The sequence below is a fragment of the Marinilactibacillus sp. 15R genome (genome assembly GCF_001895285.1).
Classification (GTDB): Bacteria; Bacillota; Bacilli; order Lactobacillales; family Carnobacteriaceae_A; genus Marinilactibacillus; species Marinilactibacillus piezotolerans.
The window spans coordinates 116,823-130,469 of the sequence record NZ_CP017761.1 but is presented as its reverse complement, the minus strand read 5'-3'; the positions used below and the strand labels follow the sequence as shown (position 1 = coordinate 130,469).

The following is a 13,647-nucleotide window of genomic DNA, read 5'->3' as shown; positions in this document are numbered from 1 at the left end:
AGAGGAGTAAAACAGTATGACAATTTTAAAAGAAGAGAATGTGGTTTTGAATAAATCGTTCTCAAACAAAGAAGATGCAATTAGAGAAGCAGGGCGCTTATTAGTGGATGGGGGATATGTTAAACCAGAGTATATTGAATCTATGCTTGAAAGAGAAGAAACTGTTTCAACTTATATGGGTAATTTTATAGCTATTCCCCATGGTAGAGAAGATGCAAAAGAATTGATTGAATCCACAGGGATATCTGTTGTTCAAGTACCCCAAGGGGTTAATTTCGGGAAAGATGGAGAAGATAAACTAGCAACTATCATTATTGGCATTGCAGGGGCAGGGAACGATCACTTAGAAGTATTGTCTCAGATTGCTGTATATTGTTCTGAAATTGAAAATGTCACAAAACTGGCAGATGCAAAGTCAGAAAAAGAAATTGTTCAATTATTAGGAGGTATTGAAGCTTAATGTTAACTGTACATTTCGGAGCCGGCAATATCGGTCGAGGCTTTATTGGAGAAATTTTAAATCAGAACAATTCAGAAATCGCTTTTGTAGATGTAAATGAACAGGTCATTGATGCACTGAATAAAGAAAAGAAATATACGATCGAAGAAGCTTCTGACGAAGGAACAATTATTGGAGTAGATAATGTATATGGAATAAATAATGCCAAAAATCCAGCAAAAGTAGTAGATACTATAGCACAAGCTGACCTGGTCACAACAGCAATCGGACCTAATATTTTACCACTGATTGCACCTTTGGTTGCTCAGGGTATACAAAAAAGAGAAGAACTGAAAAAGAATACTCCTATTGACGTAATTGCCTGTGAAAACATGATTGGTGGCAGTACGTTCTTGAAGCAAGAAGTGATGAGCCACATTGAAAATGAACATACAGCTAACTATTTAGAGAAGTATGTAGGATTTCCGGATGCCGCTGTAGATCGTATTGTTCCGCAGCAAACTCATGCAGATCTACTAAAAGTTACCGTAGAACCATATAAAGAATGGGTCGTCAGCTTACAGGGAATGAAAAATACAGAATTAAAACTGAAACAGGTACATTATGTAGAAGATCTTGCACCGTTTATAGAAAGAAAATTATTTACAGTTAATACAGGACATGCCACAGTTGCATATAATGGAGCTTTTGCAGGCTATCAAACGATCGACGAATCATTAAGAGATAAAAAAGTTCTAAATGAAGTCAAAAATGTGCTGCACGAAACAGGCGCTTTATTGATTGATAAATGGGGATTTAATCAGAAAGAACATACAGCTTATATAGAGAAAATATTATCCAGATTTCAAAATCCAAGATTATCTGACGATGTAACTAGAGTAGGAAGAACACCTATCCGCAAACTTGGTTATGATGAACGTTTCATCAGACCAATTAGAGAAGCCGTTGAAAGAGGATTAGAGGTTGATGCTTTGATTGCTACAGTAGCTAAAGCATTACGATATGATAATCCGAATGATTCAGAAAGTGTTGAACTTCAAAAGATGCTCGCAGAAAAATCTATTTCGTCTGTTATCCAAGAGGTTACTCAATTAAGCAATGATGAAATCCAAGAAAAAATCATAAAAAAATATGAAAAAATTTCTAAAGTATAACATTAAACATGATAATTCGGTGGAATTGAAAATCGTTTTATAACTATTTAATTATATTATTATATTTATATTCGAATTATAATATACCCTAATGAGTCTATTTCTATGAAATGCCAATTAAAAGAATTATTATAACGCTAATTTGTAATTTTTTGCTATTTATGTTTCAAATAACGAAAAGTGAAAAGTTTGTTATAAAAGCATAGATATGCTAATATATTGTTTGAGCAGATTTTTTTATTTGAAGAATTGTCGGAATAGGCTACATACATTTAGGGGGAGAAATAATGGAATATAAAAAGTTAATTGGATTACTAGCAGTGTCTGGACTATTGCTGGCTGCATGTGATTCAGGAGAAGATGAAGCAAGCGATACAACAGAAACAGAACAAGCAGAAAATGAATCTGATAGCGCAATGGATATTATAGATAATATCGACACTGATAGCTTAGACTATACTTCAGCTATTGAATTAGAAATGTCTGGAGCTACATGGACTGAAGAAGGCTATCTGTACTCACCAGTAGGTGGTGAAGCAGTGATTACTGGGACAGCGGTTGCCAATGAAGAAGACACAACAATCTATGCTTATATAATTCAAGGTGGCGAAGTTACTGCAAAACCAGAAGTAACTGAAGGTGAATTCACTTATCCTGTGTCAACGCCGGAAGAAGATATGAGTTATGAAGTAGGCGTTTCTAATGAAGATTTATGGGAAGTCGGCGATGAAGCAGACGCTGAAGAATTAGTTCGTCATGAAACAGTGATTGTTTCTTCAACCGAAACTGAACCAGCGGCAGAAGAATAAATAGATGATTTTTAATGAAAAATGTTCAAAACCGGAGTTTCCTTATTAGGGAGCTGCGGTTTTTGTGTCTTTTTAAAAAATTCAAAAGAATAAGGTTTTTCATAAATTCTTAACACTTTATTGGTATAATATTTAAACAAGACAAAAGGGTGGGGACTAATGCAATTTATTCAAAAAATGTTGTTTTATATGAACGGTCGTTATGGAATGGATGAACTATCGAAGGTGTTAATGGTAGTAGGGCTTATCGCTAATGTATTGTCTAGTTTCTTTGGAGGATGGTTCTTACAAATCTTAGGAGTTGCGTTTATAGCTTATGCAGTTTTACGTGTTTTATCTAAAGAAAAAGCTAATCGCTATAAAGAATTTACTCGATATATTAAATTAAAACAAAAGATAGTATCAACGATCCAAAGACTGAGAAATAAGCAAGCCCAGCATAAAGTCTATAAATATTATAAATGTGGTGCCTGTAAACAGAAAGTACGCGTGCCTAGAGGTAGAGGGAAGGTTAGGATAACTTGTCCATCCTGCCAGAATCAATTTGTTAAAAAAACTTAGTAGCAAGACAACCAGCAAAGTAAGAATGATTTAATTCATTTGACGACTATGCTATACTCAATTTAAAGCAATTAAAGAAAAAAGTCTGAACGGATAACTCGTTCAGCTTTTTTGCATGTATAAGAAAACGTGAATTAAGGGAGTTTAAGGATGAAATTAATCATAGGATTAGGAAATCCAGGTGTAAAATATAAAGAAACGAAACATAATATAGGATTTATTGCATTGGATGAAATTGCTTATCAGCTGGGATTGGCATTTAATAAAAGTAAATTTGATTCTGTTTATGCAGAAGGAAGAATTGGATCAGAAAAAATTATATTGATCAAGCCGCAGACTTACATGAATGATTCCGGAAGATCTATTCGTCCGTGGATGGATTTTTATAATTTATCGGAAGAAGATATTGTAGTGATATATGATGATATGGATTTACCAACTGGAAAAATTCGTTTACGAATGAAAGGTAGTGCTGGCGGGCACAATGGAATTAAAAGTCTTATCCAGCATATTGGAACGCAGAATTTTAACAGAATTCGTATAGGTGTTGGAAGACCTTATCCAGATCAGTCTGTGATTTCTCATGTATTGAGTGGATTTGAAAAAGATGTTCATGAAGATATGCTGTCAGCGGTCAAAGTTACAGCTGATGCAGTTAAATACTGGTCAGAAGGGAAAACATTCCAGGATACAATGACTAAATATAATTAATTAAAAGCAAACTAACAAAGATAGTATGAATATTGTACGAATTTGAAAAGGAGAAGGAAACTATTGTCAACGATTACAAGTTTTTTATCAGAAAAACCCTCTGTTCAAAAGGTTTTCTCTACTATTGGACAGAGACAGACGCAATTGATTACCGGAATTGCTGGTTCTGCTAGAGCATTACTCCTTTCTTCTTTATTGAAAGAAAAACAAAAGCAGATCGTGATTATAGCACAAAATTTATATCATGCTAATCAACTGATGGCAGATTTAACTGGTCTAGTTCCTGATGACCAGTTATTTGTATTTTCAGTCGATGATATGATTCATGCTGAAATGGCGATTGCTTCGCCTGAAGCTCGGGCAGAAAGAGTGCAAGCGCTAGATTATCTTTTATCTGGGAAACCTGGGATTGTTATTATCCCGCTTTCTGGTATTAGAAAATTATTGCCACCCAAAGAAATATTTCAAGCATCTCACATCAATATTGAACTGGGTGCCGAAATCGAGTTTGACCACTTTGCTGAATCGCTTATAGGAATGGGATATAGAAGAGAACAAAAGGTTGCTGCTCCAGGAGAGTTTAGTATCAGGGGAGGCATTATTGATGTCTATCCATTGACAGAAGAAAATCCTGTAAGAATTGAGCTGTTTGATGTAGAGGTTGATTCATTGAGGTTTTTTGATGCAGATACCCAGCGCTCAATAGAAAATGTAAGTAAAATTTCTTTAATACCTGCAACAGATTTTCTAGTAACAAAAGAGCAAATGAAGCCAGCAGCTGAAAAGCTGAAAAAAGCACTATCGAGAAATTTAGCAGCTCTAACTGATAACGAAGCTAAGCAAATATTGAGTAAGCAATTAAATTCTGTGATTAGAGGATTGGAAACCGGTGAATTGACAGATGATCTAGTCAAATTCAGAGATTTTGTGTACGAAAAGCATTCTTCTATAATTGATTATATGGCAGATGATGCAATTTTAGCAATGGATGAATATCCAAGAATTCTAGAGAAAGATGCTCTTTTGAATGAAGAAGAGGCAGAATGGGCTACTTCCCAGTTGAGCCAGCGGCTAGTTTTACAGAAACAGACTTTTTCAAACGACTTTAGAGAAGAGCTTAAAAAAAATCAACATGATACTTTGCACTTTGCTTTATTCCAGAAAGGTATGGGAGGTTTGCGTTTTGATGCAATTCATCCTTTCCAGTACCGAAACATGCAGCAATTTTTCGGGCAAATGCATTTGTTGAAAACAGAAATGGATCGCTGGGAAAAATTAGGATACACTGTAGTTGTAATGACAGCAGATGCAGAGCGAGCAGATAAAGTGAATCGTACATTACTGGATTTTGAAATTCCGAGCATCCTTTCAGGAAATGGAGAAATACAAGAAAAAAAAATACAAGTTATTTCATCGACTGTTCAAAACGGATTTGAATTGCCTACTGAAAAATTGGCCGTTCTGACTGAAAAAGAACTATTTAATCGTGTCAATCGCAAGAAAGTACGTCGTCAGAATATAACAAACGCTGAAAGACTAAAAAGTTATACAGAATTGAATCCAGGAGATTTTGTTGTTCACGTTAATCACGGTATCGGAAGATACACTGGAATGGAAACAATGGAAATTGGTGGAGTCCATCAAGACTATATGTCTATCATATATGATAATGACTCTAAATTATTTATTCCAGTCACCCAAGTAAACTTGCTGCAGAAATACGTATCTTCAGAAGGGAAAACGCCTAAGATAAATAAGTTAGGCGGGACTGCCTGGGCAAAAACGAAGAGAAAAGTTGCGAGCCAAGTAGAGGATATTGCAGATGATCTGATTGAATTATATGCTGAAAGAGAAAGGAAAACGGGGTTTCCTTTTTCAGAAGATAATGAATATCAGCATGAATTCGACGAAGCATTTCCCTATACCGAAACAGATGACCAGCTTCGTTCAATTAAAGAAGTTAAACGAGACATGGAAAAAGATAAACCAATGGATCGTCTATTAGTTGGAGATGTTGGATATGGGAAAACCGAGGTCGCAATGCGGGCAATTTTTAAAGCTGTACAAGACGGAAAACAAGCGGCTATATTAGTACCGACAACTGTCTTAGCCCAGCAGCATTATGAAACCATGTTAGAACGTTTTAGCGATTTTCCAGTTGAAATTGGATTGATGAGTCGGTTTAGAACTGGTCAGCAAATGAAAAAGTTAACAGAAGAATTGCGTAAAGGACAAGTAGATGTAGTAGTAGGAACCCACAGAATTTTATCTAAAGATGTTGTGTTTCAAGATTTAGGCTTACTAGTTGTTGATGAAGAGCAGCGCTTTGGAGTTAAACATAAAGAACGATTGAAGCAGTTGAAGAACGAAGTTGATGTATTAACGCTGACTGCGACTCCTATCCCTAGAACCTTACACATGTCTATGCTTGGAGTGAGAGACTTATCAGTAATTGAGACTCCGCCGGCTAATCGCTATCCTGTCCAAACTTATGTTATGGAAATGAATGGTGCCGTGGTTGGTGAAGCGATGAAGAGAGAACTGGCTCGAGGTGGACAAGTTTTTTATCTGCATAATCGTGTAAGTACGATTGACCAGAGAGCTGAAGAACTTCAGCAGCTTGTTCCGGACGCACGTATAGGTATTGCGCATGGCCAGATGTCAGAAGGACAACTGGAAAATGTATTATTCGAATTTATTCAGGGAGAGTTTGATATATTAGTTACAACGACGATTATTGAGACTGGGATTGATATGCCCAATGTCAATACACTTCTAGTCGAGGATGCTGATCGCATGGGCTTGTCACAGCTGTATCAGCTAAGAGGTCGTGTTGGTCGAAGCAGTCGAATTGCTTATGCTTATTTCATGCATCAGCCGAATAAAATTTTAACAGAAGTCAGTGAAAAAAGATTACAGGCAATCAAAGATTTTACTGAACTTGGTTCCGGATTTAAGATTGCAATGAGAGATTTATCTATTCGAGGAGCTGGAAATTTATTGGGTCAGCAACAGCATGGGTTTATTGATTCAGTTGGATTCGATCTCTATTCTCAGATGTTATCAGAAGCAGTAGCTAGAAAACGAGGAGACACTGCACAGCTGCAGACGAATGTTGAACTAGATCTTTCAGTAGATGCGTATCTTCCAAGCACATACATTGAAGATGAAAGACAGAAAATCGAGTTATATAAACGTATACGTGAATTTGCTAGTGACCAGGACTATGTGGAACTCCAAGATGAATTGATTGACCGTTTCGGAGATTATCCTCAAGAAGTCTCTGATCTGTTAACAGTTGGATTGCTTAAAATGTATAGCGATAGAGCATTGATTGAAACAATTAAACGAGATAAGCAAAAGGTGGCTGTTACCTTCTCCAAAGAAGGGACGCAAACTTTACCGTTACCAGAAGTTTTCAAAGCTTTGAAAAAAATCAGTCTGAAAACAAATATGAACACAAATGACCGTTTGAGTATCGATTTCAAGCTGCCTGTTAGATTGGTGGATAATGAATGGCTAGATTCATTAGTTTTGTTTTCCAAAAACATTTCAGAATTTCAAATGAATAAAAAAGAGGCAGTAGCAGGTAAAGGAAATGAATAGAGTGGATAATAACCATCAAAATCATATGATGCAAGGTGCTTTGGTTTTGTCGATCGCTGCTTTTATAACAAAAGTGCTCAGTGCTTTATATAAAGTTCCATTTCAGAATTTAACAGGAGATGAAGGTTTCTACGTTTATCAGCAAATCTATCCACTTTATGGTATTGCTGTTGCACTTTCCTTAAATGGTCTTCCTTTATTTGTCTCAAAAATCATTGCAGAAGAAAAAGAGCGTTCTGAACAGCAAGTCGTCATAAAGCTGATCGGAGTATGGCTGATTATAGTATCATTCATCTTATTTGCTTTTTTCTGGCTTGGAGCTGGCTGGATTGCTGGAAAAATGGGAGATGCAGAACTTTTTCCAGTGATTCGTTCAGTTTCATACATCTATTTGTTTATTCCTTTTTTATCAAGTATACGCGGTTTTTTCCAAGGAAATCTAGACATGCTTCCTACCGGCATTTCGCAAGTTGGGGAACAGGTTGCTCGAATTACTGTACTGTTAGGGGCAGCATATCTTTATACACTTACCGATTGGACCGTTTATGAAATGGGCTCTTTAGCTTTAGCTTCTTCTTGGATCGCCGGGATAGTTGGATCAGTTATTCTTTTTTGGTATGTTTTCAAAAGAACAGAAAGTATGAATCTTAACAAGACATTCGATAAACAAAAATTTTTGAAGATTGGTCGAAGATTAATAATTGAAGGCTTGCCATTAACAGCAATGAGCAGCATGATGGTGCTTTTTCAGTTATTGGATTCTTTTACCGTCTACAATGGTCTGATAGATTCAGGTATTTCTGAGCGAGTGGCAATGAGTACAAAAGGAATTTACGATAGGGGACAACCGTTTGTGCAACTCGGATTAGTCATTGGGCTAGGTATCTCAACGAGTGCATTACCATTGCTTAGAAAATACAGCCAAGAAAATAAAAAGGAAGAGTGGGAAAAAATCAGCTTTACAGTTCTAAATCTGACTCTTTTATTTTCAGGAGCGGCTTCTGTTGGATTAATTGTGATTATGCCATGGCTTAATCATGCGTTATTTTCTGATGAAGCCGGAACAGGAATATTGCAGGTTTATGTAGTTAGTATTTTATTGGCTTCCCTGGTCACCAGCACTCACTCTATCTTACAAAGCGAGACGAATCGGATCATGCCTGTGATCTCCTTGTTAGCCGGGTTGATATTCAAGGCGTCAATGAATCAGTTAGCAGTAAGATATATAGGGATTATGGGGTCAAGTTATTTAACTATTATATCTTTAATAGTCGTTTTATTATTGATGAATAATCAAATGCCAAAAAACATTTGGACTAAATTTCTTGAAAATAGAAAGATTTTTAAAATCATAACCCTGCTTATTCTTATGGGGGGGTTAACATATTTGAGCCTTGAAGGACTGACGCTGATAATTCCTGATATGAGTAGAATGTTAGCACTGGTTTTGACACTTATTGGAACCACGCTGGGTAGCGTAGCATTTATATTTGGCTTAATCTATTTTAATCTATTGAGTGAACAAGAATGGCAATATATCCCTTTTAGAAATAAAATTGATCGTTTTATTAGTAAATAAAGTATTCTCGGGAAGGAAGGTTCTAATGGGGCAAATCAAAATAATTGGTTTAGGATCATCAGAGTTGGAACAGTTACCATTAGGTGTTTACAGAACAATCAAACAGTCAGATAAACTTTATGTTAGAACTAAAGATCATCCAATAGTTAAAGAACTGGAAGAAGAAGGCGTTGAGATGTCCTTTTTTGATGAGTATTATGAAAAGTTTTCCTCTTTTCAGCAGGTCTATCCTGCAATTGTAGAAAAGCTTTTGAAATTGTCAGAGAACAAAGATATTGTGTATGCAGTGCCGGGACATCCAATGGTTGCTGAAAAAAGTGTTCAACTACTGCTGGAATCAGGAAAAAAAGTTGAAATTGTGGGTGGAAAAAGTTTCATTGATGATATGTTCCAGGCAGTAGCTATTGATCCAGTAGATGGATTTCAGTTACTTGATGCTTTTGATTTATCTCATGATGAGATACAGACAGGCCAAGCGGTCATCGTCATGCAGATATTCAATCAGTTGATGGCGAGTGAAGTTAAGCTGACATTAATGGAGATATATCCAGATGATCATCAAGTATGCAGGATTGATGCAGCAGGAAGTCGCTATGAAAAAATAAAGTGGATGCCTCTATATGAATTAGACCGTTTTGAGGGTGTACACAATTTAAGGTCAGTTTATATTCCGCCGCTGAAAAGGGATGAAAGAGTCAGGTCTTTTGAATTACTGCAACTTTATATTGATGAAATAACCAGCGAAAATGGAGATGTTTGGATACGTGAACAGACTCCGGAGTCTTTGTTAGCATATTTAAAGGAAGAAACGAATGAATTGATTCAAGCGTATGAGCAAGAAGATATGGAAAATGTAATAGAAGAACTAGGAGACGTATTATTACAGGTTCTATACCATACCAACTTAGCCGAAAAAACAGGACAATTTTCTTTAGAGGAAGTATTAGAGGTCATCAATCGTAAATTAAGAAGGAGACACCCTCATGTATTTGACGGAATTAGTGCCGAAACAACGGAAGAAGTAAATGCAATATGGCAGGAAATAAAGAAAAAAGAAAAAGAAGAGAGAAGGTAATGAGATGAGACTTGACAAATTTTTAAAAGTTTCAAGAATAATCAAAAGAAGATCAGTTGCTAAAGAAATAGCTGATAAAGATCGTATTCAGATCAATGGCAAGACAGCGAAGTCTTCCACTCAAGTAAAAGTTGGAGATGAACTGGAAATAAGATTTGGGAATAAGACAATGATTGCTAAGATTGAAGATTTAAGAGATACAACTAAAAAAGATGAAGCTAAAGAGTTATACAGCATTATTGAAGAAAAATATAACAGCTAGAAATCATATGATTGAGTCTGTTTAATAGATAATTAGCTATAGTCTCTTTGAGTATAGGGGGCCAGTAGATAAGTTATATTAAATTACTGTGACAATCCTTTGCATACAGAGAGATTATTGCTATAATCACTATACTATAAGAAAAGTTATTCTTGAGAGGGTAGAGTGTAATGGAGAATAAAAAGCAACCGGTCATTACAAAACTGAATAACCAGTACATAGAAGAGAAGACTTTGGAGAGTATTCGAAATCGAAAAAGAATTAAGTTCATTAAAAGGCGAACAACGCTGATTACAATCTGTGGACTTTTCTTTGTTTCTCTTTTAGTCACACCACTTTTTAATAACTATCAGCAGTTACAAGAATCGACAATCGAAAAAGCAGAGGCAAAGGAACAATTGGAAGCACTAGAGCTGCATCAGGAAGAACTGGATTATTATGTTGGGCTTCTTGAAAACGAGGAATATGTACTTAAGCTTGCTAGGAGCGAATACTACTTAACGAAAGATGACGAGATCGTTTTTAGTTTTCCAGAAGATAAAAATCCGGATTTTGCAGAAGCTGCAAATGGACAGTCTGAAATAGATAAGTAATGCGGTATAGAAATACGATATCATATCCATTTAGAATTCGGTTTTAGCAGGTTAAATAGTTCTAACCACAAAATATATTCGCTCATTTAAATGATTAAAGTGGAATAATACCGAATGATTTTTGATGAATGTAGTCAAAACCTTTCTAAAACACTTTATTCTAAAATTTTAGCATGGTATAATATGGACAAATTAATTAGGAGGCAACAAAGAAAACATGTCAATTGAAGTTGGAAGCAAAGTAGAAGGTAAGGTTACCGGGATTGCGAATTTTGGTGCATTCATTGATCTGGGAGACAAGAAAACTGGATTAGTACACATTAGCGAAGTATCCGATAATTATGTAGAAAATATTAACGAAGTGCTTGAAGTTGGACAAACGGTCATGGTGAAAGTATTGTCTATAGCGGATGATGGAAAGATAGGATTATCTATTCGTAAAGCCCAAGATAAACCTGCCGAAGAAGCTCCCAAGAAAAAAGTGCCTCAACGTGCTAAAAGCAGTAGTCAGCCAAATAAGCGAAACAATTTTTCAGCTCCTAAAAAAGAAGATTTTGATTCTTTGATGAATTCATTCTTAAAAGATAGTGAAGATCGCTTAACTTCTTTAAAACGCAATACTGAAAACAAACGTGGCGGACGCGGTGGACGCCGAGGATAAAGGGTTTGCTGATTTAAGTAAACGTCCGATCTATTAAAAGGGTTTAGGGAGTTTCCCTAACCCTTTTTTGTTACCAACCATAGAGCACATATAATGATGAAAACTTATTCTATTTAATTTTTGGGAATTAATAATTATAGAAAGGGCTTTGAGATGAATTTAACAGATAAATTCTCTAAGTTAGTAAGAGAACATCATTACTGGACAAATGAAGATAAAGTGTTGATCGCCGTATCTGGTGGAGTAGATTCCATGGTCCTTCTACATTTAATCGCTCATTTACCTAATGATATCAGACCGCGGTTTTCGGTCGCCTATGTTGATCATCAATTACGGAATACTTCAATAATAGAGCGACATGCCGTTAATAAAATAGCCGAAAACTTAGGGATTCCATTTTACTCTTATATATGGGAGAAAGAGACTCATCCGCAATCTGGAACCGAGAAGGCCGCAAGAGAAATAAGATATCATTTTTTTCATAAAGTCATGGTTGAACAAAATATAACTAAGTTGCTGACTGGTCATCAAAAGAATGACCAAGTGGAGACCATTTTAATGAGAATCGTACGAGGAAGTGCAATAAACCAGTTAGTGGGTATTCACAAAAAAAGATTATTTAAAGATAAAGAAATCATTCGACCATTATTGAGATTTACAAAATCAGAGCTCTATACATATGCAAAAGCATATGAACTTGATTTTTATGAAGATGAGAGTAATACTTCATTTCAATATACTAGAAATCGTTATAGAAATAGGATTTTGCCGTTACTGAAAAAAGAGAATAAAGAAGTTGAAGACCATTTGACGAATTTTGCAGATGATCTTCAGGATTTATTGACTATAGCGAGTCCGATAATCGAAAAACAAGCAGTAGATTGTTTAACTTTTCAAGAAGATAAGGTTGAAATAAGCAAACAACATTTTATAAAGCAATCAGATAGTATGCAAAGACTAGTTCTTAAATATATGCTTGATCGGCTTTATGAGAAGACTCCGTTGCAATATAAGAGAGTCCACCTCGAAATTTTACAGGAATGGATAAGTAGTGATACGGCTAATAGTAAAATAGAGCTTCCAGGAGATTATGTAGGCATTAAAGAATACACAAAGTTTTTAATTTGCAAGCAAAACAATATAAAGATAAATCGCTTGTCTGAACCATTACAACTTGAAATAGGAAAATGGGCTGTTCTGCCTGATGGTAAAAAAATTGGTTTATTTTACTCTAATGAAATGCCTGACTTGAAAATAAATTTTGTCACCCTTTTCTTGGGTTTGGACTCTATTACTCTGCCGCTGACTATTCGCCATAGAGCTGATGGAGATCGCATGGAAATCAAGGGAATAAATGGCACTAAAAAAATTCAGAGAATCATGATTGACCAGAAACTACCCCCTTCAAAAAGAGAAGAAGCAATTCTGATAGAAGATGCAAGAAAACAGATTATCTGGCTGGTGGGATTAAAAGAGTCAGCGTTGTCTACTAAACCGATACCTGATAAAATACAGTACGTATTGATTTTAAAAGAATAGATCAACTTTTATCTATAAAAAGTATAAATTAACTAAAAAGGAGTACTATCAGCATGAAGTCAGATATGGAAAAGATTTTAATATCAGAAGAAGAAATACAGAAAAAGGTGAAAGAACTTGGAGCAATATTAGCAGAGGAATACAAAGATAAAAATCCTTTACTGGTTGGTGTACTGAAAGGTGGATTACCTTTTATGGCAGATCTGATCAAAGCTATGGAAATTTATTTGGAAATAGATTTTATGGATGTTTCCAGTTACGGGAATGAGACGACTTCTTCAGGGGAAGTAAAGATACTTAAGGATTTAGATACAAATGTAGAAGGAAGACATGTATTGTTTGTGGAAGATATCATTGATACTGGCCGTACTTTAGCGTATTTAAAGGATATGTTCAAGTATAGAAAAGCCGCTTCTGTAAAAATTGTAACTTTACTTGATAAGCCATCTGGCCGAGCAGTAGATATGACAGTTGACTGGATAGGTTTTGAAGTTCCTCATGAGTTTGTAGTCGGATATGGTCTGGATTTTGCAGAACGCTACCGTAATTTGCCATATATTGGTGTTTTGAAACCTGAAATCTACCAATAAAGTCAAAAATCCTTTCTTTTACATTTTGAATAGATGAATTTTCTTTT

Annotated in this window: 13 protein-coding genes; all 13 read left to right on the top strand. The window is 35.5% G+C overall.

The window, feature by feature from the left end; all coding sequences use genetic code 11:
* Positions 1-16 precede the first annotated feature (16 nt).
* Entirely contained in the window at positions 17-460 is a 444-nt protein-coding gene (locus tag BKP56_RS00595; protein ID WP_072693248.1) for a PTS sugar transporter subunit IIA, read from the top strand.
* Complete coding sequence (locus BKP56_RS00590) at positions 460-1,614, top strand: mannitol-1-phosphate 5-dehydrogenase (RefSeq protein ID WP_072693236.1); 1,155 nt, start codon at positions 460-462, stop codon at positions 1,612-1,614. Before BKP56_RS00595 ends, BKP56_RS00590 begins: the two co-directional genes overlap by 1 nt.
* A 287-nt stretch (positions 1,615-1,901) precedes the next feature.
* Positions 1,902-2,423 carry a hypothetical protein gene (locus tag BKP56_RS00585; protein ID WP_072693234.1) on the top strand — a complete coding sequence of 174 codons (522 nt, stop codon included), beginning with the start codon at positions 1,902-1,904 and terminating at the stop codon, positions 2,421-2,423.
* Between the two features lie 159 nt (positions 2,424-2,582).
* Complete coding sequence (locus BKP56_RS00580) at positions 2,583-2,984, top strand: hypothetical protein (RefSeq protein WP_072693232.1); 402 nt, start codon at positions 2,583-2,585, stop codon at positions 2,982-2,984.
* A gap of 150 nt (positions 2,985-3,134) precedes the next feature.
* Entirely contained in the window at positions 3,135-3,695 is a 561-nt protein-coding gene (gene pth, locus BKP56_RS00575) for an aminoacyl-tRNA hydrolase (protein ID WP_072693230.1), read from the top strand.
* 63 nt (positions 3,696-3,758) lie between these two features.
* A complete protein-coding gene (mfd, locus tag BKP56_RS00570; protein WP_072693228.1) occupies positions 3,759-7,301 on the top strand; it encodes a transcription-repair coupling factor in 3,543 nt (1,180 codons plus the stop codon).
* Entirely contained in the window at positions 7,294-8,880 is a 1,587-nt protein-coding gene (locus BKP56_RS00565) for a putative polysaccharide biosynthesis protein (protein WP_083540420.1), read from the top strand. Before mfd ends, BKP56_RS00565 begins: the two co-directional genes overlap by 8 nt.
* Before the next feature lie 25 nt (positions 8,881-8,905).
* Positions 8,906-9,955, top strand: a complete 1,050-nt coding sequence (locus BKP56_RS00560; protein WP_072693225.1) for a MazG nucleotide pyrophosphohydrolase domain-containing protein — start codon at positions 8,906-8,908, stop codon at positions 9,953-9,955.
* Positions 9,956-9,959: 4 nt separating this feature from the next.
* Positions 9,960-10,217 carry an RNA-binding S4 domain-containing protein gene (locus tag BKP56_RS00555; RefSeq protein WP_072693223.1) on the top strand — a complete coding sequence of 86 codons (258 nt, stop codon included), beginning with the start codon at positions 9,960-9,962 and terminating at the stop codon, positions 10,215-10,217.
* A 170-nt stretch (positions 10,218-10,387) separates the two neighbouring features.
* Entirely contained in the window at positions 10,388-10,810 is a 423-nt protein-coding gene (locus BKP56_RS00550; RefSeq protein WP_072693222.1) for an FtsB family cell division protein, read from the top strand.
* 217 nt (positions 10,811-11,027) lie between these two features.
* Entirely contained in the window at positions 11,028-11,471 is a 444-nt protein-coding gene (locus tag BKP56_RS00545; protein ID WP_072693220.1) for a S1 domain-containing RNA-binding protein, read from the top strand.
* Between the two features lie 153 nt (positions 11,472-11,624).
* Positions 11,625-13,010, top strand: coding sequence for a tRNA lysidine(34) synthetase TilS (gene tilS, locus BKP56_RS00540; protein ID WP_072693217.1), 1,386 nt, complete (start codon positions 11,625-11,627; stop codon positions 13,008-13,010).
* A gap of 53 nt (positions 13,011-13,063) precedes the next feature.
* Entirely contained in the window at positions 13,064-13,600 is a 537-nt protein-coding gene (gene hpt, locus BKP56_RS00535) for a hypoxanthine phosphoribosyltransferase (protein ID WP_072693215.1), read from the top strand.
* Positions 13,601-13,647: the final 47 nt, after the last annotated feature.